The sequence below is a fragment of the Actinocorallia herbida genome (genome assembly GCF_003751225.1).
Taxonomy (GTDB): domain Bacteria; phylum Actinomycetota; class Actinomycetes; order Streptosporangiales; family Streptosporangiaceae; genus Actinocorallia; species Actinocorallia herbida.
In genome coordinates this window covers 6028740-6051626 of the sequence record NZ_RJKE01000001.1, presented here as the reverse complement: position 1 = coordinate 6051626, position 22887 = coordinate 6028740, and the positions used below count along the sequence as shown (strand labels likewise).

Here is a 22887-nt window from a genome sequence, read left to right as displayed (position 1 = left end):
CACCGCCATGCGGGGCGCCGGATGGATCAGGGTGAGGAGGGCTGCGGGGCGAGCGCCGTCCGCGGTTCAGCCGCGGTCGCGTGTGCGGGCTGCCTGCGGGTCAGGGGAACGAAATTGAGGATCAGGAAAGCGAAGAGCCAGATCAACAGGGTGGTGAGGTGTCCGCCCAGGGTCCGGGCGTCGAAGTAGAGGACGGAGCGGGCGGTCTCCAGGACCGCGGGCATCGGCAGGACGCCGTGGAGCCACTGGAAGAAGGACGGTTCCATCCACACTGAGAGCGCGCCGCCGGAGGCCGGGACGCCCATCATCACCAGGAGGCCGATTGCGGGAACCGCGGCGATCTGTGCCAGTGCCGGGTTGAGCCTGCCGAGCGGGCTGAGCAACCGGGAGAAGAAGACGGTGAACAGGGCGCCGGTATAGGAGGCGAGCGCGCCGAGCCCGATCAGCTCGGGGTGCCCGTCGATCGCGCCGATGATCGGGCCGACCGTCAGCCAGATCGCGAAGCCCATGAACACCGCCCAGCCCCCGGCGACGATCGCGAACGGGCGCGGTCGCATCAGGTGCGGCACCACGGCGCCCGCGACCGGGACGAACAGCACGCCGGAGAGGATCCACCCGAGGGTGAGGTACAGCGTGGACACGCCCGCGCCGTCGGAGGCGGGCAACGGGGCGATGTCCTCCTGCTGGAGCACGACGCCCTTCGCCGCCGCGAACCCGCTGATCACCGTGGTGAGCGTCTGCATCTGGCTGGCGCCGGCTGCACCCGCGACGTAGAGGGCTGCCTGGCCCTTGCCCCGCACGGACGGCCCGGCGTAGGCCCCGGCGACTTCGCGCTTGAGGATCAGTTCTCTGGCCTCGTCCTCAGTGCCAACGGTGCGCAGGTCGAACGCCTCGCCGGTGGCGGCGGTCAGCTGTCCGGAGAGCAGATCCGCCTGGGCATTGGTCGAGGCGATCACGGCGAGCGGCATGTGGTTCGGTCCGGGCTGGTGCATGGCCGTCAGCATGGTGCCGACCATCATCACGACCATGAGGAAGGGGAAGAGCCCGACCAGGACGTACTTGACGGCGGGCGAGGAACCCCTGGAAGGGACGACGGCGTGCTGGCCGCTGGTGGTGGAGGACATACGGGAACCTCGCGGGAGCTCGTGGAGAGATGTGGTGGGAGTGCCGGCCCAGCCGGGGCCGTCAGGCCGTCACGGGGACGGCCGCGGCGGCGGCGTCGGCCGCCTCGTCCGAGGCGGTCTCCTCGTTCTCGGTCAGCAGGTGCTTCGGGCGGCGTCGGCGGCGAAGCGAGTCCAGCAGGACCGAACCGGCCGCGGACACCGCGCCCCACAGCGCGAGGACCAGCAGATGGCCGCTCACCCCGTCACCGCCGAAGTACAGGATCGAGCGCAGCGCCTCACCTGCGGCGGGACCCGGCAGGACTCCGTGCAGCCATTCGAAGAAGCCGGGCATCGCCTTCACCGGCATGCTGAGGTTCGACGCCGGGACACCCAGATACAGCAGGATGAGGACACCGAAGATCGCGCCGAGTCCGCCGACGAGCCGGGTGATGAAGCTCTGCGCCAGCCCGACCGAGAAGATCGTCGCCCAGCCGAGCCCGAGCATCTGCCACGCGTGCCCGCCGACGGCCCCGATGACGACGTCGGCGAGAAACCACACCACGAAGCTCATCAGCGCCGCCCAGACGGCCAGGAACACCGGCATCCGGCGCAGGGTGAACACCTCGGGCGCGCCGTGCGAGACCATGGTCACGACCATGTATCCGGCCAGGACCCAACCGGTGAGGATCATCAGCGCGGAGATGCCCATGCCGTCCTCGGGGGGCAGCGGGGCCAGTTCGCGGTGCTCCAGTTGGAAGCCCTGCTGCGCGGCGATCGCGGTGAAGGTCGCCTGCATCATCGAGGCCTGGCTCATCCCGGCGGTCTGCGCCGTGTAGAGGACGGCGGGGCCGCCCTGCCGGGTCGGCGGCTGGAACGCCGCGCTGATCTCCCGGCGCTGGAGCAGGCTCTCGGCCTCCGGCACGGTCGCGACGACCCGGGCCTCGACAGGCGAGTTCTCGGCGGCGTTGAAGCTGTCGGCGAGAACGGTGGCCTGCCCTCCAGCGCCGACCACGGCGACCGGCAGATCCCGCGGCGTCGGCGCGTGCATCGACGTGGTGTAGACGCTGACCAGCATCATCACGAGCAGGAACGGGATGAGCCCTGCGAAGACGTACAGAACCCCCTGCGGGGGCTTCTTTCGCGTCTGCTCGGCGGGGACGGTCTCCGGCATCGTCATCAAGCGGTCTTTCCGGGCTGGACGAGAATCTTGACGTGCTGGTCCGGGGCGCCGAGGAGGGCCTCGAAGCCGTCAGTGACGGCCCGCTCCAGCGGGATGCGGTCCGAGATGAGGGCTTCGGGCCGGAGGCGGCCGTCGGCGATGGCGGCGATCACCTGGGGGAAGTCGTCGCCCCGGTAGGCCATGCTCCCGGTCATCGAGGACTCGAACAGGAGCGTGCCGGGGTTGAACTCCAGCGGGCGGTGCGGGGCGACGAGGACCGAGCGGCCTCCCTTGCGCAGGACGCCGAGCAGGCCGTCGAGTGCGGGCTTGCCCGCGCCGGACGACTCGAACGAGGCGTCGACGCCCGCGCTGTTCGTCACGTAGCGGGTGATGGCGAGAAGGTCGTCCGACAGGGGGTCGACGACCACATCCGCGCCCTGGGCCTGCGCCGCCGCCCGGCGGGCGGGGTTGGGCTCGCTGACGATGGCGAGTCCGGCGCCCTGGGCCTTGGCCGCCATGAGGACGCCGAGTCCGATCGGGCCCGCGCCGATGACGGCCACGGTCTCGCCGGGACGGAGGCCCGAGCGGCGAACCGCATGCCAGGCGACCGCGAGCGGCTCTATGAGCGCCGCGGCCTCGGTCGTCACGCCTTCCGGGAGGACGTGGACGCGGTGGGCGGGCACGACCACGTTCTCGGACATCCCGCCGCCCCATCCGTTGATGCCGATGAAGCCTGCGTTCTCGCAGAGGTTCGTCTCCCCGCGCAGGCAGGCGGCGCACGTTCCGTCGAAGAGCGTCGGCTCAACAACGACTGGCATGCCCGGTGAGACACCGGTGACGTCCGGCGCGCACTCGGTCACGACGCCGGAGAACTCGTGGCCGATGACGTGGGGCCCGGTCTCCGCCGTCACAGGGTGTGCATACTCCGGCGGGTACGGCGGCTCCTCGTAGAAGTGGAGGTCGGATCCGCAGATCCCGGCCCACTCGATCCTCACCCGGACGGTCCCCGGACGCAGGTCCCGGTCGGGGACCTCCTCAAGGCGAAGATCTCGAGGGCCGTGGAGACGCAGTGCGCGCATGGATGGACTCCTCATCTCCCTGGCGGATTCGGCGCCGGGGCGTCAGTGCTCGCCTGGGGTAATTTTGCAGACAGATGTCTGCGAACATCCTTGATGATAGGTTCGCAGAACACTGTCTGCAAAATCGGGGGTTCTGATTTGCCTGCGCGCCGTGAGAAGGGGGTGCCGGATAACGCGATCCCGGTGATCGCGTACCAGACGCTGCTGCTGGGCAGGCACCGTCATGGGCCCGCTCTCCGCCCCGGCGGCGGCGCGGCCCTGGAACGCAGCGCGGTCATCCTGCTGAGTCGCATACAGGTGCAGGGGCCCATGTCGATCAGGCGGTTGAGCGAGGCCTTCGGGCTGGACGCCTCCACCGTCAACCGACAGGCGAACAGCATGATCCGCGCGGGCCTCCTGGTGCGCATGCCCGACCCGGACGCCGGTATGGCCCGGCTGCTTCGGTTGACTCCAGAGGGGGCGCGCCGCCTCGCGGAGGAGCGCGCGGCGAATGCCCGCAGCCTTGGAAGGGTTCTCGCCGCGTGGACACCGGAGGACACGGCGGTGTTCGCCGAGTTCCTGACCCGGTTCAACCAGGATATCGAGGCGCTCTCCGGTCGGCCGTGGCCCGATCCGGCGGCGGCACCGCGGACCTGATCGAGCGCCTCCGTGTCGCGGCCGGAAACGCATCCGGCGCCGCGGGCTCGGAGGGAGCCCGCGGCGCCGGATGCCGGGCGCCTTCATGAGGCGCTCGGACGGCCCGTTGAGGTGGGCCGTCGGTGCGATCAGCGGTTGCGCCAGACCGGGGGGCGCTTCTCGGCGAAGGCGGTGGCGCCTTCGCGGGCGTCCTCGCTGGTGAGGATGGGCTCGATGATCTTGGCCTGGTGAGTGAATGCCTCGTCGGCGGGCCAGGAGCCGGCGCCGACGATGATCTCCTTGGTGGCGGCGACGGCCATTGGGGCGTTGGCGGCGATGAGGGCGGCCAGTTCGCGGGCCTTCGCCAGGGCCTCGCCGGGGGCGGTGACCTCGGTGACGAGGCCGTAGCGCTCGGCGTCGGGGGCGGTGAGGAACTCGCCGGTGAGGGCGAGCCGCATCGCGACCGAGTAGGGGATGCGGCGGGGGAGGCGCAGCAGGCCGCCCGCGCCCGCCACAAGGCCGCGCTTGACCTCGGGGATGCCGAACTTCGCGTTCTCGGCGGCGACGACGAGGTCGCAGGCAAGGACGATCTCGCAGCCTCCGGCCAGGGCGTAGCCTTCGACGGCCGCGATGACGGGCTTGCGCGGCGGCTGGGAGGTGATGCCAGCGAGGCCTCGCACCGGGTGGACGACATTCTCTCCGGCCACGAAGGCCTTGAGGTCCATGCCGGAGCAGAAGGTGCCGCCCGCGCCGGTGAGGACCGCCGCGGTCAGGTCGTCGCGGGCGTCGAACTCCTCCAGTGCCTCGCCCACGCCGATGCTGACCGCGCGGTTGACCGCGTTGCGGGCCTCCGGCCGGTTGATCGTGATGACGGCGACCCCGTCGACGTGTTCCACCAGGACCGCATCGGACATGCTCTTCTCCTTCGCCACGCCCCAGTGGGCGACCTTCTCATCTAGAAGGCTAACGTAGTAATCTATGTTCTGGATGTCTATCACGGCTCGGTAAGGGAGAGACGCATGGCGCTGATCATGAGCGAGGAGCAGGAGGCGCTCGTCGAGGCGGTGCGCGGCTGGCTCGCCGACCACACGACCCTTGAGCGGGCCAAGGCCGAGGACCCGATCCTGTTCGCCCTCGAAGACCTCGCGGCGCCCGCAGCCCTGGGCCTCACGGGACTCCTGCGGGACGGGGGCACGCACGCGGACCTCGCCCTGGTAGCCGAGGAGCTGGGCCGGGCGGGCTCCCCGCTTCCGCTGGGGCAGGCCGCGCTGGTCTGCGCCGCCCTAGACGAGCTCGGCCTCGCCCCCGCCCTGGCCGACGAGATCGCGGAAGGCCGGATCCTCGCGGTGCCCGCCCTGCCCGACCCCGACGGCGCACCGATCACCGCTGAGCAGGGCCCGGACGGGTCTCTCGTGCTGCGCGGCACCGCCCCGTTCGTCGTCGGCGGCGCCTCCGCCGCCTTGTTCCTGGTCGCCGCGGTCGGCCCTGAGGGAATCCCGGTCCTCGCTCTCGTGGAGGCCCTCGCGCAGCGGCGCACCTCGATCGACCTCACCCGCGACATCGCGAGCGTCGAGTTCGCGGCCACCCCGGTCGCCGCCGGCCGGTGGCACGCGGCCGATCACACCCCGATCACCGACGCCGTGGCGCTGCACCTCGCCGCCGACGCGCTCGGCGCGGCGAGCCGCCTGCTGGACATGACCGTCCGGTACGTCAAGGAGCGCCGCCAGTTCGGCCGGGTGATCGGTGGCTTCCAGGCGGTCAAGCATCACTGCGCCGGGATGGCTTTGGACGTCGAGTCCTCGCGGGAACTGCTGCGCTACGCGGCAGAGGAGCCTGGCGACCGGGTCCGGGTGGCGTCCGCCGTCTCCTACGCCAAGGACGCGTGTTCGCGTGTCGCGGGCATGGCGCTCCAGCTGCATGGCGGCATGGGCTTCACCTGGGAGCACGACGTGCACCTGTTCCTGCGCCGCGTGAAGGCCGATGAACTGCTCGGCGGAACCCCGCGCGAGCACCGCGAGCGACTCGTCACGCTGACGGTTTGAAGGCATCCGCCCGGGGCGTGGTCCGGGCGGAGTAGGGCCCGGTCCCGCGATCGGCGGGACCGGCCTTGAGTTCTCGGGGCGCGAATCGTCTGGGCTGGCTGAGCGCCCCGGGTCACGGTGGATCCCGGGACCGGCCTCATAGGGGCCGGACCGTCCCGGGATCCACCAACACGGGCTTCAGTCCAGGACGTCGAGAACGCGGGTGGCCTCTTCGCCGGCGAGGACGAGTTCGTCAGCGAGTTCGAGGTGCTTGCGCCAGAAGCGTTCGGCCTCGTCGGCCCGGCCCAGCCGGACCAGCTTGATCAGTTTCTCGTAGGCGCGCAGGGCGCGGTGATAGTCCTCGCGGACCTCGCCGTCGACCGGAGGGTTGGCCCGGACGGCCCGCTGGGTCTGCCGCACGATGATCTCGTAGATCAGGCCCGCCATGAGCGCTAGCGTCTGGTTGCCCGACAGCTCGACGAGGCGCAGGTGGAAGACGGCGGAGCCAGTGGCGAAGCGCTCCGGGTCGGCGAGGTTCTGGCGCTCGTCCTCCAGCGCGCTCTCCAGTGCCGAGTACCGCTCCTCGTCACCGGTCAGGGCGAGTAGACGTGCGGCGGCGGGCTCGATGGCGCTCCTCGCCACGTACACGTCGGACAGGGTGGCGGCGCCGAGCTGGAGCAGCAGGCCCGCGGGCCGCGCGACGGCCTCGGCACCGGGCACAGTGATCCGTGCCCCCGTGCGGGAGCCGCGGCGCAGCTCGATCAGGCCCTCCGACTCCAGAACGCGGAACGCCTCGCGCAGGGTGGGCCGGGAGACACCGAAGTGTTCCATCAGTGATGACTCGTGGGGGAGGAAGTCCCCGTCCGACAGTCCGCCTTCCACGATCATCCGGCGCAGCCGCCGTGCGACCAGCTCGCCTGTCTTCGGCGGCCGGACATCGGAGCCGCGCTCCAGTTCGGGCAGTGTCACCGGACCCAATCCCTTCCTCTGGACCCCTGCGGGGCCCTTTCCTCATCTACCTGGTGAACCAGGATAGCTACTCCGGCCGAGGGCCCTTCAGCGAGTGTGCCGCTCCCCGTCCCACTCGAAGCCGCATCTCGCTATGGTAGATAACCTAGTAAACCATGTATGCTTCGTTTGTTCTTAGGAGGTGACCGGGTGAATCCGGATTGGCTGACACGACTGCGGGAGTTCCTCGCCGCGCACTCCGGCAGGCCCCCGCGCGGCAAGAAGGAGCGCCTGGCCTGGGCGCGTGCATTCCACGCGGACCTCACCGACGCGGGACTGGCCGCCCCCGGCTGGCCCGTCGACGCGGGCGGGATGGGGCTGGAGCTTGCCGACCAGCTCGCCTACCACCGCGAGATGACGCGGGCGCGCGCTCCCAAGCACCCGTGCGGGCTGTCCTTCATCGTCGCGCCGACGCTCATCAAGCACGGCACACCCGAGCAGCGCGAGCGGTTCCTGCGCCCGATCCTGCGGGCCGACGAGCTGTGGTGCCAGGGCTTCTCCGAGCCCGGCGCCGGCAGCGACCTGACGGCCCTGGCCACCCGCGCCGTGCGCGACGGCGACGAGTACGTCGTCACCGGGCAGAAGGTCTGGACGTCGATGGGCGACCAGGCCGACTGGATGTTCGCTCTCGTCCGCACCGGCGAGCCCGGTCCGGCCGGGATCAGCTATCTGCTGATCCCCATGGACGCCCCCGGCATCACCGTCCGGCCGCTGCGCGACATCACCGGCGGCGCCCACTTCGCCGAGGTGTTCCTCGACGAGGTCCGCGTCCCCGTCGCCAACCTCGTGGGGGAGGAGAACGGTGGCTGGGCGATCGCCCGCACCAGCCTCGGCCACGAGCGGGCCACCGCGTTCCTCGCCGACGAGTTCCGCTACCGCAGGATCGTCGACGAACTCCTCGCGCTCGCGGGCACGACCGGAGCCGCCGACGACGCCGTCGTCCGGCAGTCCCTCGCCCGGATCGAGGAGGGGGCGCGCATCCTGGCCGCCAACAGCCGCCGCGCGCTCGATACCGTGCTCGACGGCGGTGACCCGGGCGCCGCGGCGTCGGTGAACCGCCTGGTGAAGTCCGAGTTCGAGCAGCTCCTGCACGAGGTCGCGCTGCGCGTGGTCGGCCCAGACGCCGTCCTCGGCAGCGCCGCCGCCGAAGCACCCGAACACGGCCGCTGGACGTACGGCTACCTCATGACGCGCTCGTCCACGATCGGCGCGGGCACCGCCGAGATCCAGCGCAACACCATCGCCGAGAAGGTCCTCGGCCTGCCCTCGCACCGGGGAGGTGCCTGATGTCCGGGCTGGAAGACGAACTGCGCGACACGGTTTCCGCGCTGCTGCGCAAGCGCTGCACGCCCGAGGCCGTCGCCGCCCTGGCCGACGGCCCCGAGCCCTACGACCGCGCCCTCTGGGCGGAGCTGGCGGAGATGGGCCTGCCCGGTCTCGCCGTTCCCGAGGCACTGGGCGGGGCGGGCCTCGGGCTGTCGGCCGCCGTCGTGGTCCAGGAGGAACTGGGCCGCAGCATCGCCCCGGCGCCCACGGTGTCCCTGGCCGCGGTCACCGCCGCCGCCATCACCGCGGGTTCGCGGGGAGAGGCGTGGATCGAGCGCCTGGTGAGCGGCGAGACGGTCGCCGCCGTCGCCGCGGGCCGTACCCCGTCGGGCTGGACGGCCTGTGACGAGGTGAAGGCCGAGCGCGAAGGCGACGCCTGGAGGCTGCACGGCCGAGTCCCCGTCGTCGCCGAGGCGCTCGCAGCCGACGTTCTGCTCGTCGCCGTCGAAGGCGGTGACGGCCTGCTGCTCTTCCTGGCCGCGCCCGCCGAGGTCACCCCCGTCGACTCCCTCGACCCCACCCGCCCGCTCGGCACAGCGGTCTTCGACGGCCCGGCCGAGCTGATCGCCGAAGGCGCGGGGGCCCGCACTGTCCTCGACGCGGCCGAGCGGACCGCGCTGCTCCTGCTCGCCGCCGACGCCGTGGGCGTTGCCGCCGCCGCGACCGACCTGGCCGTCGACTACGCCAAGACCCGGCATCAGTTCGGCCGGGCCATTGGCTCCTTCCAGGCCGTCGCGCACCGCTGCGCGGACATGTTCGTCGCCGTCGAGTCCGCCCGCGCGCTCGTCGCCGCGGCGGCGTCGGCCTGCGACGAGGATGCCCCCGACGCCGCGACCGCCGTCGCCCTGGCCGCCGCCAACGCCCTGGACGCCGCGGTCACCGCGACCCAGGGCAGCGTCCAGGTCCACGGCGGGATGGGCTTCACCTGGGAGCACGTCTCCCACCGGCACCTGCGCCGCGCCAAGGCCGCCGAGGCCCTCATCGCCTTCCCTGACAGGCTGCGCGACCGCGCCACCACGACTCTCCTGAACTCGAAATGAGGAACACCATGCGCGACGCCGTGATCGTCGAAGCCGTCCGCACCCCGGTGGGCCGCCGCAACGGCGGTCTGTCCGGAGTGCACCCCGTGGACCTGTCCGCCCACATCCTCACCTCCCTCGTCGAGCGGACCGGGGTCGCCCCCGAGCTCGTCGACGACGTCATCTGGGGCTGCGTCCAGCAGGTCGGCGAGCAGGCCAACAACATCGCGCGGAACGCGGTGCTGACGGCGGGCTGGCCCGAGTCCGTCCCCGGCACCTCGGTGGACCGCCAGTGCGGCTCGTCCCAGCAGTCGGTGCACTTCGCCGCCGCCGGTCTCGTGTCCGGCCAGTACGACGTCGTCGTCGCGGGCGGCGTGGAGAGCATGTCGCGGGTCCCGATGGGCACCTCCATGATCGACGCCAATCCCTACGGCGACGGGTTCCTCCAGCGCTACGGCATCGCCATGGCCAACCAGGGCGTCGGCGCCGAGATCATCGCGGAGCGCTGGGGCCTCAGCCGGCAGCGGCTCGACGAGTTCTCGCTCGCCTCGCACGAGAAGGCCGCCGCCGCCATCGACGGCGGGCGCTTCGACGCTCAGATCGCCCCGTACACGCTGCCCGACGGCACCGTCGTCGCGATCGACGAGGGCGTCCGGCGCGGCGGGACCGTCGAGGGCCTCGCCAAGCTCAAGACCGTCTTCAAGGAGGACGGCGTCATCCACGCGGGCAACAGCTCGCAGATCAGCGACGGCGCTGCGGGCCTGCTCATGATGACCTCGGAGAAGGCCGCCGAACTCGGCCTCACCCCGATCGCCCGTGTCCACACCGCGGTCCTGGCCGGTGACGACCCCGTCGCCATGCTCACCGCCCCGATCCCCGCCACGGTCAAGGCCCTGAAGAAGAGCGGCCTCAACCCCGAGGAGATCGGCGCCTACGAGGTCAACGAGGCGTTCGCGCCCGTGCCGCTCGCCTGGCTCGCCGAGATCGGCGCCCCCGACAAGGCGCTCAACCCGAACGGCGGCGCGATCGCGCTCGGCCACCCGCTGGGCGGCAGCGGCGCGCGCATCATGACGACCCTCGTGCACCACATGCGCGACAACGGCATCCGCTACGGCCTCCAGACGATGTGCGAGGGCGGCGGCATGGCCAACGCCACCATCATCGAGCTGCTCTGAAAGGGGGGACCTTGTCCGCATCGATCACAGAAGCCCACTGGCTTCCGGGACAGGTGGCCGCGCTCGACGGCACGGCCCCCGAGACCCCCGTCCTCGAATTCCACGAAAGCTGGACCACTTGGGGCGACCTCGCGGCGATCGGCGCGGCCGTGGAGGCCGAACTGGTCCGCCTCGGCCTCGGCCGGGGCGCCCGTGTGGGCGTCGTCCTGGAGAACCGGCCCGAGTCGGTCGCCGTTCTGCGGCTGACCCTCTCCTCCGAGCGCTGCCTGACCTCGTTCAACCCGCTCCAGCCCGCCGAGCGGCTCAGCGCCGACGTGCTGCGCACCGAGGCCCCGGTCGTCTTCGCCTCGGCCGAGGTGTGGACCCTCCCCGGCTTCGCCGAGGCCGTCGCGACCGTGGGCGGTGCGGGCTTCACGCTCGACGGCGTGAAGGTCGCGCCGGTGGACCTGCCGGACGTGCCGGAACGGGGCGAGCCCCGATCGGTGGCGCCCGGGGTCGCGGTGGAGCTCACCACCTCGGGCACCACCGGCACGCCCAAGCGGATCCCGCTGACCTACCGGCAGATCGAGTCGGCCCTCGGCTCCGCGGACGGCCACATGGCCGCGGGCGGAGGCGACCGGGCGCCGTTCACCGGCGGGATCGGCCTGCTCACGACCCCGATGGTGCACATCGGCGGCCTGTGGTCGGTGCTCCACGCCCTGGTGCAGGCGCGCCGCCTGAGCATGCTGGAGCGGTTCACGGTGGACGGATGGCGGGACATGGTCCGGCGCCACCGGCCGAAGGTCTCGGGTCTGCCGCCCGCGGCCATCCGCGCCGTGCTCGACGCCGAAGTGCCCGCCGAGGAACTCGAAAGCCTCGTCGCCATCAACGCCGGGGCCGCGCCGCTGCGCCCCGAGCTCGCGGACGCGTTCCAGGACCGCTACGGCATCGCGATCCTCATCGTCTACGGCGCCACCGAGTTCTCCGGCGGCGTCGCCGGCTGGTCGCTGCGCGACCACCGGACCTGGTGGAAGGACAAGAAGGGCAGCGTCGGCCGTCCCTTCCCGGGGGTGGAGCTGCGCGTCGTCGGCGACGACGGAGCCGCGCTGCCCGCGGGCGAACAAGGCGTGCTGGAGATCAAGACGCCGCAGGCCGGCGGCGACGGCGACTGGATCCGCACCAGCGACCTCGCCCGGATCGACGCCGACGGCTTCCTGTTCCTGGTCGGCCGGGCCGACGACGTCATCATCCGCGGCGGGTTCAAGGTCAGGCCCGCGACCGTCGTCGAGATCATGGAGCGGCACCCCGCGGTCGCCGAGGCCGCGGTCGCGCCGCTGGCCGACGCCCGCCTGGGCCAGGTCCCTGTGGTCGCCTTCGAGACCACCCGCGGCATGGAGACGCCCGCGGAAGACGAGCTGCGCGCCTGGTGCCGCCAGGGGCTGATGCCCTACGAGGTTCCCACCCGTTTCCTTCCGGTCGAGGCGTTGCCGCGCAGCGTCTCGCAGAAGGTCGACAGGGCCGGCCTGCTCGCCCTGTTCCACCCCGAACAGCCCTGAAAGAGGAAGACCATGGAACGCGAGATCTTCGAAGACGAGCACCGGCAGTTCCGCGCGGCCGTGCGCGAGTTCGTCCAGCGCGAGCTGGTCCCGAACGGCGAGAAGTGGGAGAAGGCCGGGCTCGTCGACCGCGAGGTCTTCGTCAAGGCGGCCGAGGTGGGCCTGCTCGGCTTCAACGTCGAGGAGGAGTTCGGCGGCGGCGGTGTCGACGACTTCCGCTTCAACGCGATCATCGCCGAGGAGATGTCCTATGCGCGGGTCAGCGGTCCCGGCTTCGCCCTGCACAACGACATTGTCGCCGGATACCTGCGGCGCCTGGCGAGCCCGGAGCAGAAGCAGCGCTGGCTGCCGCCGTTCGCCGCGGGCGAGGAGATCTGGGCGATCGCGATGAGCGAGCCCGGCGCGGGCAGCGACCTCAAGGGCATCACCACCACCGCCGTCCGCGACGGGGACGAGTGGGTGATCAGCGGCGCGAAGACCTTCATCTCCAACGGAATCAACGCCGACCGGGTGATCGTCGTCGCCAAGTCCGACCCGTCCCCCGACGCGGGGAGCAAGGCGTTCTCCCTGTTCGTGGTCGAGCGCGGCATGAAGGGCTTCGAGCGCGGCCGCAACCTGGACAAGATCGGCCTCAAGGCGCAGGACACCTCCGAGCTGTTCTTCGACGGGGTGCGGGTCCCGCACGCCAACCTGCTAGGCACTGAAGGCCGCGGCTTCTACCACCTGATGGAGAACCTGCCCGAGGAGCGCCTGTCGATCGCGGTCTCCGCGGTCGCCGGGTCCCGGTCGGTGCTGGACGAGACGATCGAGTACGTCAAGACCCGCACCGCCTTCGGCAAGCCCATCGCCTCCTTCCAGAACACCCGGTTCGTGATCGCCGAACTGGAGACCGAGGTCGACATCGCCCAGGTCTATCTGGACCGGTGCCTGGAGCGCGCGGTCGCCGGGACGCTGACGGACGTCGAGGCGGCCAAGGCCAAGTGGTGGACCTCCGAGCTCCAGCAGAAGGTCGTCACCAAGTGCCTCCAGTTGCACGGTGGATATGGCTTCATGGCCGAGTATCCGGTGGCGAAGGCGTTCGTCGACGCACGGATCCAGACGATCTACGGCGGCTCGACCGAGATCATGAAGGAGATCGTCGGCCGCTCGCTCGGCGTCTGACGGAGAGGTTCGAGGAGGAGCCGTCATGGATCTGGAAGAGTTCCGCACCGAAGTCCGCGCGTGGGTCGCCGAACATGCCCCCGACTTCAAAACCCGTTCCGGTGTGCGCAGCCCGGAGGACGAGCACGAGCTGAAGGCGCTGCTGCGCTGGGTCGCCGATCTGTACGCGGCGGGCTACGTCGGCGGCGACTGGCCCGTCGAGTTCGGTGGCGCCAAGGACCACGACCCGATGCACGACGTCGTGGTCCGGGAGGAGATCGCGCGGGCCCGCGCACCCATGCCCGCCTCGGGCAGCGACCTCGCCGCGCACGCGATCATCGGGTTCGGCACCGACGAGCAGCGCCACCGCTACCTGCCGCCCATCCGGGAAGGCCGGGAGCTGTGGTGCCAGCTGTTCAGCGAGCCCGACGCGGGCAGCGACCTGGCGTCCCTGCGCACCACGGCGGTCCGCGATGGCGACTCCTGGGTGGTCAACGGGCAGAAGGTCTGGACGACCAACGGCCACTGGTCGAACCTCGGCTACCTGCTCGCCCGCACCGACCCGGACGCGCCCCAGCACAAGGGCATCAGCGCGTTCGTGGTCGACATGCGGCTGGTCGGCATCCAGGTGCGCCCGCTGCGCGAGCTGACGGGCACCTCGGACTTCAACGAGGTGTTCTTCGACGCCGTGCGGCTGCCCGCAGACGCGATCATCGGCGCTCCCGGGCAGGGCTGGGCCATCGCCAACGCCTCGCTCGCCGAGGAACGGGCTGGAGTCGGCGCGTCGGTCGTCCAGCTCCAGCTCGCTTGGGAGGACCTGGTCACGCTCGCCAAGGCCGTCACCATCGGCGGGCGGCCCGCCGCAGAACTCGACGACGTCCGCCAGGAGCTCGCCAGGTTCCGCACCGAGGTCGACGCCGTCACGATGCTCACCCGGGCGTCGATGGAGCGGTGGGAGGCCAAGCGGGAGAAGGTCACCGACGCGCCCATGTCCAAGCTGATGTTCAGCGAGGTCAACCTGCGGCTCGCCGAGTACGCGCTGTCGCTGCTGGGCGGCCGGGGCGTGCTCGCCGAAGGCGACTCCGGCGCGTTCGACGAGGGCCGCTGGCAGGACGCCTACCTGTACGCGCGGGCCTATACGATCGCGGGCGGCAGCTCGGAGATCATGCGCAACATCATCGCCGAACGGGGACTCGGCCTGCCCCGGGAGGCACGCGCATGAACCTCACGGAGATCGCGGCCCGGCATCCGGACAAGCCCGCGATCGTCATGGCGGGCTCGGGCGAGACCCTCACCTACGGGGAACTCGACGCCGCTTCCGTCCGGGCGGCCCGCTTCCTCGCCGATGAAGGGCTGTCCTTCAAGGACCACGTCGCCCTGCTCTACGGCAACGGGCTCGCCTTCTACCCCGCGGCCTGGGCGTGCCAGCGTTCGGGCCTGTACTGGACGCCGGTCAACCACCACCTCACCGTGGAGGAGGCGGCCTACATCGTCGCCGACTGCGGCGCCCGGATCCTGCTGGCCGACGACGCCTTCGCCGACCTGGCCGCCGAGATCGGGAAGGCCGTGCCCGGCGTCCGGGTCCTGACGGCCTCCGCCCTGGCCGAGGGGGCTGCCGGATATCCGGCCGAAGCACCCGCGGGCGAGCGCGAAGGCACGTACATGTTCTATTCGTCGGGCACGACCGGGCGGCCCAAGGGCATCCTTCCGGCGCTTCCCGGCAATCCGTTCGGTACCGGCCTCCCGATCGACCACAACCTCGGCGCGATGTTCGGGTTCGGCGCGGACACCGTCTACCTGTGCCCCGCGCCGGTCTACCACGCGGCTCCTGCGGGCTGGTCGCTGGGCACGGTCCGCAACGGCGGGACCGTCGTGCTCATGGAGCGCTTCGATCCGGCCGAGACGCTCGCGGCGATCGAGCGGCACCGGGTCACACACGCGCAGTTCGTGCCGACGATGCTCATCCGGATGCTGAAGCTCTCGGGGCGAGGGGCCTACGACGTCACGTCGCTGCGCGTCGTCGTGCACGCCGCCGCTCCGTGTCCGCCGGACATCAAACGCCAGGTCATCGACTGGTTCGGGCCGATCGTGTGGGAGTACTACTCCGGCAGCGAGGGGAACTGCTTCTTCCTCATCGGCTCCGAGGACTGGCTGGCGCATCCCGGGTCGGTAGGCCGGGCGACCATCGGGACCGCCCACGTCTGCGACGACCTGGGCCGGGAGATGCCGGTCGGCGAGGTGGGCACGGTGTGGTTCGAAGGAGTCCCCTTCTTCGCCTACCACAACGATCCCGGCCGGACGGTCGAGGCGCACAACGCCCGCGGCTGGTCGACCCTCGGCGACGTCGGACGGCTCGACGCCGACGGCTACCTGTACCTGGTCGACCGGCGCACCGACCTCATCATCAGCGGCGGCGTGAACATCTACCCGCAGGAGATCGAGAACGTCCTCGCGGCCCATCCGGCCGTCCTGGACGTCGCGATCGTCGGCCTGCCCGACGAGGACCTCGGCCGGCGGGTCCACGCGCTCGTGCAGCCCGTGGACCCGGACGGCGCCGGGCCGGAGCTGGCGGAGGAACTGCTCGCCCACTGCGCCGAGCGGCTCGCGCGGTTCAAGACCCCGCGCTCGGTCGAGTTCGTCGCGGACCTGCCGCGCACCCCCACCGGCAAGCTGCTGCGCCGCGCGCTCACCGGAAACGACACCACAGACAAGGGGAGGACCCCGTGAAGCTCAGCACCACCCTGCCCTACGCGGCCGATCCGCGCACCGTCCTGGAGACCGCCGTGGCGTGGGAAAGGGCGGGCCTCGACCTCGCCTGGGTCGCCGAGGCCTACGGCTTCGACGCCCCGTCCCAGCTCGGCTACCTGGCCGCGCGGACCGAGACGCTCCTGCTCGGCACCGGGATCCTCAACGTCTACTCGCGGACCCCGGCCCTCATCGGGCAGACCGCGGCGGGCATCGACGCGCTCTCCGGCGGGCGCCTGATCCTCGGGCTCGGCGCGTCCGGACCGCAGGTGATCGAGGGCTTCCACGGCCTCCCGTACGCCAAGCCGCTCGCCCGGACCCGCGACGTCGTCGAGGTCGTGCGCAAGACGCTGCGCCGCGAGGCCGTTGTGCACGAGGGCCCGACCGTCACGCTGCCGCTCCAGGGCGGCACCGGCCTCGGCAAGCCGCTCAAGCTGCTGGCGTCGCCGGTCCGCAGCCGGGTGCCGATCCATGTCGCCGCGCTCGGCGGCAAGAACGTCGAGCTCGTCGCGGAGATCGCCGACGGCTGGCTGCCGCTGTTCTTCCTGCCCGAGCGGGCCGCGGAGACCTTCGGCCCGGCCCTGGAGGCCGGAAAGGCCAAGCGCGACGCGTCGCTAGGCGAGCTGGACATCGTCGCCGGGGGCATCCTCGCCATCGGCGACGACCAAGCCGCCCTGCGGGACCTCGCCCGGCCCCAGCTCGCCCTCTACATCGGAGGGATGGGCGCCAAGGGCCGCAACTTCTACAACGACCTCGTCCGCCGGTACGGCTTCGAGGCCGAGGCGGAGAAGATCCAGGACCTCTACCTGTCCGGCCGCAAGAAGGAGGCCGAGGCCGCCGTCCCGGACGAACTCATCGACCAGACGAACCTGCTCGGCCCCGAGGGCTTCGTCAAGGAGCGGCTCGCCGCCTACCGGGCGGCGGGCGTCACCGTACTCAACGTCGACCCCCAGGGCGACGACCCGGCCTCCCTCATCAGCCGCGTCAAGTCCTGGCTGTAGCCGGGCCCCCTGCGTCCTCGTCGAGGCGGTCCTCCGGCCGTATTGCCCGGATGGCGGGCGGTGCCCGGGACCGCGGACCGCGCGATGAGGCGGGCGCGGCGGCTGGTCGGCGGTCGCCGCGACGTTCCGGGGCGGGTGCGTCAGCTCTACCTCGGTGAGGAGGGCAAGGCGCACCCCCTCAGGGGCGATCCCACCGAGGCCACAAAGTGTACCCTTTTCTGGATTTTCACAAGATCCTTGGATTTGATCCAGCGATCTGGCCAAATTAAGCATACTTTTCTCTCCCCATGAGGAGGGTTCGCGACCTATAGTCGGGACCCACCCCCTGGAACACCCGTCCGCCTCCTTTCACCCCATAAGGAGATTCCATGAAGCTTCGGGCCGGTCAGCAGCTCGTCAGCGCCGTCGACACCACCAAGCTGATCGTCGTCCGGGCGCCCGGCGAAGAGGTCACCGTGACCTGTGCCGGGGTCGCCATGCACGACCCTGCGGCCTCCGCCCCCGAGGGCGCCGCAGCCGACCCCGCCCAGCAGGACGGCTCGGCCCTCGGCAAGCGCTACGCCGACGAAGCGCTCGGCATCGAGCTGCTCTGCACCAAGGCGGGCACCGGCACGCTCGCCGTGAACGGCGCGCCGCTGGCGCTCCAGGGGGCCAAGGCCCTGCCTGCCTCCGACTGACCCCCCGTTTCCACCCCACCTCACCGGAGCGTCCGATGAATCTGACGATGCTGCTCGACATGGCCGCCGACGGTTTCGGCGACAGGATCATCGTCGGCGACCGCGAGGCCGGCTTCACCGCCGAGCGCCTGCGGGCCCTCGCGATCGGGGCGGCGAGGGCCGTCCGCGACCAGGGCGCCGACGCGATCATCTACCTGGCGGTCAACGGCCCTGCTTTCCCCGTGGCGATGTTCGCTGCGGCCTACGCCGGGGTGCCTCTGGTCCCCGTCAACTACCGGCTCGGCGCGGACCAGCTCGCCGCGCTCCTGGCCAACCATCCGGGTGCCTACAAGATCGGCGGCGACGGTGGTGTCTCCACCGAGGAGTTCCTCGGTGCGGCCCATGAGGCGGCGGGCGACGAGCCCGAGCCGCTCGACCCGTCGGCCCCGGCCGTGCTGATCTACACCAGCGGCACGACCTCCGCGCCCAAGGGCGTGGTCTTGCGCCACGAGAACCTCGTCTCGTATGTGTTCGGCTCGGTCGAGTTCGCCGCCGCCGAAGCCGACGAGGCCGCGCTCATGAGCGTGCCGCCGTACCACATCGCCGCCGTGTCCAACGTGCTCACGAACCTGTATGCGGGCCGCCGCTTCCTCACCCTCCATTCCTTCAGCGCCCCGGAGTGGCTGCGGCTCGTGCGCGAGCAGCGGGTGACCAACGCGATGGTCGTGCCGACCATGCTCGCCCGCATCATGGACGATCCCGGCCTGGACCGCTCGGTCCCGTCCCTGCGCGCCTTGGCCTACGGCGGCGCGAAGATGCCGCCGCGCGTCATCGAGAACGCGCTCGCGGCCTGGCCCCACGTGGACTTCGTCAACGCCTACGGACTCACCGAGACCAGCTCGACCGTCGCGGTCCTCGGCCCCGAGGACCACCGTGCGGCGTTCACCTCCGACGACCCGGCGGTCCGCGCCCGGCTGAACTCGGCCGGCACCGTGCTGCCGACCGTGGAGCTGGAGATCCGGGACGAGGACGGCGCGATCCTCCCTGCGGGTGCCACCGGGAGGATCTTCATCCGTGGAGACCAGGTCGCAGGCGAATACGCGGGCGTCGGTTCCACCGTCGACGAACGCGGCTTCTTCGACACCCGGGACGCCGGACGCCTCGACGCCGACGGCTACCTCTTCGTCGAGGGCAGGATCGACGACACGATCATCCGCGGCGCTGAGAACATCGCCCCGGCGGAGATCGAGGACGTCCTGATGCGCCACCCGCACATCGCCGACGCGTGCGTCGTGGGCCTGCCCGATGAGGAGTGGGGCCAGCGCCTCGCGGCCGTCGTGGTGCCCGTCCCAGGCGGCGAGGTGAACCCGGACGAGGTCCGCGCCTACGTCCGCGAGCGGCTCCGGTCATCGAAGACTCCCGACACGATCACCTGCTGGCCGGACCTGCCCCGCACACCCACCGGCAAGATCCTTCGGCGCTCGGTGGTGGACGGCCTCATCCCCACCGCGTGAGGACCGTCGGAAAAGGTATCGGCCCCGGCGAGCGTGCTCGCCGGGGCCAATCCCTTCCGGTGCCGAGTGCCGCTCGAGGTGCTCGCGCCGCTCCCCTCGCCCGCCCGCTAGCGCGGCAGGAAGAAGGGGACGTCCTGGAGAGCCCGGAGCGTGTCGTTCAGGTGGGTGCAGGTAGAGGTGCCGGTGAACTCGGCGCGTATACGGGCGCGCAGGTCGGCGAGCGGGGTTCCGGCGAGCCGCCGCGCGGAGGCGAGGGCTCCCGGGCACTCGGTCCATGGCAGTACGCGCGCGGTGGCCTCGCATCGGCTCAGCACGCCGTCGCGGGCCTCAGCGGCCACTGTGTACTCGTGGATGACGGTTTCGGTGCCGTTAGGCAGCACGTAAGAGTCCCGGAAGAGGACGTCGATCGCTGTGCCGCCGGGGCCGGGCGCGACGTCGATCCGGCGCGCCCGGCGCATCGAGTGCGGCGGGAGCGGCGCGTACAAGTGCCAGCCGAGTGGGTCCGCGGGATCGGGCAGCGGCGGTGCGTCCGGGCCGGTGACGATCGGCGGCCGGCCGGTCTCGACAAGGCCGCTCATGAGGGTGCCGTCGGTGACGAAGCCCGCGCACTGGTCGGCGACGAGGCCGAGGCGGTGCCCGCCGGGCGAGGTGTCCAGAGGCTCGTCCCGCGCGGCGGCGGCACCGACCGCGTGCCCGGAGACGAGGGCGGCCACCGGAAAGTCGTCCAGCAGTTGGTAGAGGGGACCTCCAGACCCGGCGAGCCCGGGTTCCGCGGTGTCGAGACGCCGACGGAACCCGGACCCTACGGTGGCCCCCACCAATCCGGCGAGCCCGCGCAGGCCCGGATCGGTGGAGAGGCCGGTGAGGAGCCAGCCGTCGTGGTAGTCCACGTCGGCCCGAACCTCCGCCTCGGCGCGGGTCTCGGTCCCGCCCGAGCCGTTCGTCGCGAGGTCGCGGCCTTTCCCGATGAGGAGAAGGGTGCCGTCGATCCCCGCTGGGCGCAGCATGTCGATCGTCGTGGTCCTGCGCACCGATCCCGGCGCGCGAGGCGGCGTCCCCATGGTCGGTTCGTGGATGCCGTGCCTCGGATGGAGTGGGCGGGGGCGGGTCATGGGGATCCCCTCTTCGGCCGGTTCGGACGCTCTTCCATCCTGTCGTGCCGGTGTGAAATTTGGCAAACACCTAGCTAGCTAGGTGTTCGATGTCCACATCATGTCACCGGGTGAGTGCCTTCTGGCCTGGGATTATCTCTAACCCCTTCCCAAAGTTTTGAATTCATGTACCTTAATACCGTAATCTCCATCACACCCCGGGAGGAACCATGACCACGTACCAGCAGGAGACCGCTTCGGGGCCGCTCGCCGGCCTCGTGGTGGTGGACGCCTCCTCGACCCTGCCGGGTGCCCAGGTCAGCCAGTTCCTTGCGGACTGCGGCGCGGAGGTGATCATGGTCGAGCCTCCCGGCGGTTCCATGGTCCGCCAACTGCCCGGCTGGCCTGCGCTGCTCCGCGGAAAGCGCAGCGTCACCCTCGATCTGCGCGACGCCGCGGATCAGGAAACCCTCCGCGGCCTGCTCCAGGGCGCCGACGTCTTCGTCCACACGCTGCGTCCGGGTACCGCCGAGCGCATCGGGCTCACCGCAGAGGCGCTCGCCGAGAAGTACCCCCGTCTCGTCACCGCCCACATCACCGGCTGGGGTTCGGACTCCCCTTGGCGCGACTACAAGGGCTGGGAGGGCCTGGTCTACGCCAAGACCGGCGCGATGTGGTCCAAGCGGCAGCTCACGCTGCGGCCGGGCCCGGCGTTCGTCACAGCGCCCTACGCCTCCTGGGGTGCCTCACAGGCCGCGATCCACGGGGTACTCGCGGCGCTGCTCGAACGCGACGTCAGCGGACGCGGCCAGGTCGTGGAGTCCGATCTCGTCCGCGGCCTCGGCGCCCTCGAGGTCTACAACTGGTTCTACGAGCTGGTCCTGCACCGCTTCCCCGGTGCCTTCACCCCGATGGACGTCGCCTACGACGACGACGGCATCCCGCAGGCCTACCTGATCTTCGCGCTGCTCATCGCCAGCACCAAGGACGGGACCTGGCTCCAGTTCGCCCAGACCGCGCCCCGGCTCATGCAGGCCTGGCTCATCGAACTCGGCCTTGCCCAAGACCTCGCCGACCCCAAATGGGCCGGCTTTCCGATGCTGCCCACCGCGGAACTGCGCGGCGAGTGGTGGACGACGATGCTGGAGCGGGTCCGCGAGCGGACCTTCGAGGAATGGCAGGAGACCTTCGAGCGCAACCCCGACGTCAGCGCGGAGATCTTCAACACCCCCGACGGCTCCTTCGACCACCCCCAGACCGTCTTCGACGGGCGCGTCCAGGTCGTCGATCACCCGGAGCTCGGCCCGGTCCGGCAGAGCTCGACGCTCATCCACGCCAAGGGCGCCCCTCTCGTACCGCTGCGCCCTGCGCCGTCCGCCGGCGCCGACGACGCCGCGCTGGCCGCCCTGCTCGACGCCGCCGCAGCCCGCCGCGCGACCGGCGCGCCCTCAGACGCACCCGCGACCCTTCCGCTCGAAGGCATCACGATCCTGGAGTTCGGGTCGATGTTCGCCGGGCCGTACGGGACCACGGTGCTTACCGACATGGGCGCGCGGGTGATACACGTCGAGACGCTGGAAGGCGACAACATTCGTAGCCTCGTCGCGTTCCCCGAGGCGGGCGGCGCCAAGGTGATGCAGGGCAAGGAGAGCCTCACCGTCGACCTCGCGACCGCGGAGGGCCTCTCGATTGTGCACGAGCTGGTGCCGCGCGTGGACCTGGTCGTCCAGTGCTTCCGGGGCGACACCGCCATCCGCATGGGCCTGGGAGAGGAGCAGCTGAAGAAGCTCAACCCCGGCCTCGTCTACCTGAACGCCCCCGGCTACGGAACGACGGGCCCCTACGCGGGCAGGCCGGCCTACGCGCCGTCGATCGACGCCACCGCGGGGCTCTCGGCGACCGACGGCGGCGGTGTCCGTGCGTCCTCCGACATGGCCGAGATCAAGCTCCGCGCCGCGTCCCTGCACGCGGCGGGTGCGGTGAACTGCGCCCAGGCCGACGGCATCGCGGCGCTCGCGGTCGGCAGCGGCCTCCTGCTCGGGCTCTACGCCAAGCGTCGCGGCATCGAGCTGCCCGACCTGACCACGACCATGCTGGCCTCGGCGCAGCAGTCGGTGATCGTCCTCAACACCCAGTACGAGGGCCGCCCGGAGCTGGAGCAGGTCGACGGCGACTTCCTCGGGCTGCACGCGCTCTACCGGCTCTACCCGGCGGCGGACGGCTGGGTGTTCCTGGCCACCCCGTACGACCACGAGTGGGCGGCTCTCACCAAGCTGGCGCCCTTCGCGGCGCTCGGCGGCGACGCCCGGTTCACGACGCGGGAGCTGCGCAGGGCGCACGACGCCGAACTCGCCGAAACCCTGGCGGGGATCTTCGCCGGACGGGCCAAGGCCGACTGGGAGGACGAGTTGACCGCCCAGGACGTCGGCTGTGTCGCGGTCACCGAGGAGAACCTCGAATGGGCCATGCAGGACGACGCCTTCTTCGACGCGGGCTACTGCGTCGAGGCCGTCAACCCGATCTTCGACGAGCACCGCAGGCTCGCCCCGATCACCCGCTTCTCCCGATCGCGGACCAAGGCCGACGCCGGCTGCACCCTCGGCCAGCACACCACCGCGATCCTGCGTGAGCTGGGCTACGCCGACGACCGCATCACCGACCTCCAGGAACGCTCCGTGGTCGGCGGCGCCTGACCCGCGA

General features: G+C 71.3%; 19 protein-coding genes. 13 read left to right on the top strand and 6 right to left on the bottom strand.

Features of this window, described 5'->3' with window-relative positions; genetic code table 11:
• Positions 1-26 precede the first annotated feature (26 nt).
• The 3 genes from EDD29_RS27435 to EDD29_RS27425 form a co-directional block, all read right to left on the bottom strand.
• Positions 27-1124 carry a YhgE/Pip domain-containing protein gene (locus tag EDD29_RS27435; RefSeq protein WP_123667149.1) on the bottom strand — a complete coding sequence of 366 codons (1098 nt, stop codon included), beginning with the start codon at positions 1122-1124 and terminating at the stop codon, positions 27-29.
• A gap of 61 nt (positions 1125-1185) precedes the next feature.
• Complete coding sequence (locus EDD29_RS27430) at positions 1186-2280, bottom strand: ABC-2 transporter permease (RefSeq protein WP_123667148.1); 1095 nt, start codon at positions 2278-2280, stop codon at positions 1186-1188.
• The gene (locus tag EDD29_RS27425) at positions 2280-3341 is read right to left on the bottom strand and encodes a 2,3-butanediol dehydrogenase (protein WP_170201604.1); all 1062 of its coding nucleotides are present in this window, start codon (positions 3339-3341) and stop codon (positions 2280-2282) included. Before EDD29_RS27425 ends, EDD29_RS27430 begins: the two co-directional genes overlap by 1 nt.
• Before the next feature lie 162 nt (positions 3342-3503).
• On the opposite strand from EDD29_RS27425, the gene EDD29_RS27420 reads away from it, so the two are divergent.
• Complete coding sequence (locus tag EDD29_RS27420) at positions 3504-3977, top strand: MarR family winged helix-turn-helix transcriptional regulator (RefSeq protein WP_246053053.1); 474 nt, start codon at positions 3504-3506, stop codon at positions 3975-3977.
• 128 nt (positions 3978-4105) lie between these two features.
• Here EDD29_RS27420 and EDD29_RS27415 read toward each other — a convergent pair whose 3' ends face one another.
• On the bottom strand, positions 4106-4870 hold the full coding sequence (locus tag EDD29_RS27415; RefSeq protein ID WP_123670723.1) for a crotonase/enoyl-CoA hydratase family protein: 765 nt from the start codon (positions 4868-4870) through the stop codon (positions 4106-4108).
• Positions 4871-4975: 105 nt separating this feature from the next.
• Here EDD29_RS27415 and EDD29_RS27410 point away from each other — a divergent pair, with 105 nt between their 5' ends.
• Positions 4976-5998, top strand: coding sequence for an acyl-CoA dehydrogenase family protein (locus tag EDD29_RS27410; protein ID WP_211359938.1), 1023 nt, complete (start codon positions 4976-4978; stop codon positions 5996-5998).
• Between the two features lie 177 nt (positions 5999-6175).
• On the opposite strand, the gene EDD29_RS27405 is transcribed toward EDD29_RS27410, so the two are convergent.
• Positions 6176-6946, bottom strand: coding sequence for a FadR/GntR family transcriptional regulator (locus EDD29_RS27405; RefSeq protein WP_246053051.1), 771 nt, complete (start codon positions 6944-6946; stop codon positions 6176-6178).
• Positions 6947-7135: 189 nt separating this feature from the next.
• On the opposite strand from EDD29_RS27405, the gene EDD29_RS45765 reads away from it, so the two are divergent.
• The 10 genes from EDD29_RS45765 (at position 7136) to EDD29_RS27360 (ending at position 19096) form a co-directional block, all read left to right on the top strand.
• Positions 7136-8272, top strand: coding sequence for an acyl-CoA dehydrogenase family protein (locus EDD29_RS45765; protein WP_211359937.1), 1137 nt, complete (start codon positions 7136-7138; stop codon positions 8270-8272).
• A complete protein-coding gene (locus EDD29_RS45760) occupies positions 8272-9351 on the top strand; it encodes an acyl-CoA dehydrogenase family protein (protein WP_170201602.1) in 1080 nt (359 codons plus the stop codon). Before EDD29_RS45765 ends, EDD29_RS45760 begins: the two co-directional genes overlap by 1 nt.
• A gap of 8 nt (positions 9352-9359) precedes the next feature.
• On the top strand, positions 9360-10505 hold the full coding sequence (locus EDD29_RS27395; protein ID WP_123667145.1) for a thiolase family protein: 1146 nt from the start codon (positions 9360-9362) through the stop codon (positions 10503-10505).
• A gap of 11 nt (positions 10506-10516) precedes the next feature.
• Positions 10517-12040, top strand: coding sequence for a class I adenylate-forming enzyme family protein (locus EDD29_RS27390; RefSeq protein WP_211359936.1), 1524 nt, complete (start codon positions 10517-10519; stop codon positions 12038-12040).
• Positions 12041-12052: 12 nt separating this feature from the next.
• Positions 12053-13201, top strand: coding sequence for an acyl-CoA dehydrogenase family protein (locus EDD29_RS27385; protein ID WP_123667144.1), 1149 nt, complete (start codon positions 12053-12055; stop codon positions 13199-13201).
• A 25-nt stretch (positions 13202-13226) separates the two neighbouring features.
• Positions 13227-14402, top strand: coding sequence for an acyl-CoA dehydrogenase family protein (locus EDD29_RS27380; protein WP_123667143.1), 1176 nt, complete (start codon positions 13227-13229; stop codon positions 14400-14402).
• On the top strand, positions 14399-15907 hold the full coding sequence (locus tag EDD29_RS27375; protein ID WP_123667142.1) for an AMP-binding protein: 1509 nt from the start codon (positions 14399-14401) through the stop codon (positions 15905-15907). The genes EDD29_RS27380 and EDD29_RS27375 overlap by 4 nt, the downstream gene beginning before the upstream one ends.
• Positions 15904-16926 carry an LLM class F420-dependent oxidoreductase gene (locus EDD29_RS27370; RefSeq protein ID WP_123667141.1) on the top strand — a complete coding sequence of 341 codons (1023 nt, stop codon included), beginning with the start codon at positions 15904-15906 and terminating at the stop codon, positions 16924-16926. Before EDD29_RS27375 ends, EDD29_RS27370 begins: the two co-directional genes overlap by 4 nt.
• Positions 16927-17294: 368 nt before the next feature.
• Positions 17295-17603: a hypothetical protein gene (locus EDD29_RS27365; protein ID WP_123667140.1), complete on the top strand. Its 309-nt coding sequence runs from the start codon at positions 17295-17297 to the stop codon at positions 17601-17603.
• Between the two features lie 35 nt (positions 17604-17638).
• Positions 17639-19096: a class I adenylate-forming enzyme family protein gene (locus tag EDD29_RS27360; protein WP_123667139.1), complete on the top strand. Its 1458-nt coding sequence runs from the start codon at positions 17639-17641 to the stop codon at positions 19094-19096.
• 107 nt (positions 19097-19203) lie between these two features.
• Here the strand turns inward: EDD29_RS27360 and EDD29_RS27355 are convergent, their stop codons facing one another.
• Positions 19204-20157, bottom strand: coding sequence for a DUF2889 domain-containing protein (locus EDD29_RS27355; RefSeq protein WP_211359935.1), 954 nt, complete (start codon positions 20155-20157; stop codon positions 19204-19206).
• A 260-nt stretch (positions 20158-20417) separates the two neighbouring features.
• Between EDD29_RS27355 and EDD29_RS27350 the strand changes: the two genes are divergently transcribed.
• Complete coding sequence (locus tag EDD29_RS27350; protein ID WP_123667137.1) at positions 20418-22880, top strand: CaiB/BaiF CoA transferase family protein; 2463 nt, start codon at positions 20418-20420, stop codon at positions 22878-22880.
• Positions 22881-22887 lie beyond the last annotated feature (7 nt).

Bases quoted from the DNA above. Each gene is read 5' to 3' on its own strand.
- EDD29_RS27435 (WP_123667149.1), bottom strand. From the start codon at position 1,124: ATGTCCTCCACCACCAGCGGCCAGCACGCCGTCGTCCCTTCCAGGGGT.
- EDD29_RS27430 (WP_123667148.1), bottom strand. From the start codon at position 2,280: ATGACGATGCCGGAGACCGTCCCCGCCGAGCAGACGCGAAAGAAGCCC.
- EDD29_RS27425 (WP_170201604.1), bottom strand. From the start codon at position 3,341: ATGCGCGCACTGCGTCTCCACGGCCCTCGAGATCTTCGCCTTGAGGAG.
- EDD29_RS27415 (WP_123670723.1), bottom strand. From the start codon at position 4,870: ATGTCCGATGCGGTCCTGGTGGAACACGTCGACGGGGTCGCCGTCATC.
- EDD29_RS27410 (WP_211359938.1), top strand. From the start codon at position 4,976: ATGGCGCTGATCATGAGCGAGGAGCAGGAGGCGCTCGTCGAGGCGGTG.
- EDD29_RS45760 (WP_170201602.1), top strand. From the start codon at position 8,272: ATGTCCGGGCTGGAAGACGAACTGCGCGACACGGTTTCCGCGCTGCTG.
- EDD29_RS27395 (WP_123667145.1), top strand. From the start codon at position 9,360: ATGCGCGACGCCGTGATCGTCGAAGCCGTCCGCACCCCGGTGGGCCGC.
- EDD29_RS27385 (WP_123667144.1), top strand. From the start codon at position 12,053: ATGGAACGCGAGATCTTCGAAGACGAGCACCGGCAGTTCCGCGCGGCC.
- EDD29_RS27380 (WP_123667143.1), top strand. From the start codon at position 13,227: ATGGATCTGGAAGAGTTCCGCACCGAAGTCCGCGCGTGGGTCGCCGAA.
- EDD29_RS27375 (WP_123667142.1), top strand. From the start codon at position 14,399: ATGAACCTCACGGAGATCGCGGCCCGGCATCCGGACAAGCCCGCGATC.
- EDD29_RS27365 (WP_123667140.1), top strand. From the start codon at position 17,295: ATGAAGCTTCGGGCCGGTCAGCAGCTCGTCAGCGCCGTCGACACCACC.
- EDD29_RS27360 (WP_123667139.1), top strand. From the start codon at position 17,639: ATGAATCTGACGATGCTGCTCGACATGGCCGCCGACGGTTTCGGCGAC.
- EDD29_RS27355 (WP_211359935.1), bottom strand. From the start codon at position 20,157: ATGGGGACGCCGCCTCGCGCGCCGGGATCGGTGCGCAGGACCACGACG.
- EDD29_RS27350 (WP_123667137.1), top strand. From the start codon at position 20,418: ATGACCACGTACCAGCAGGAGACCGCTTCGGGGCCGCTCGCCGGCCTC.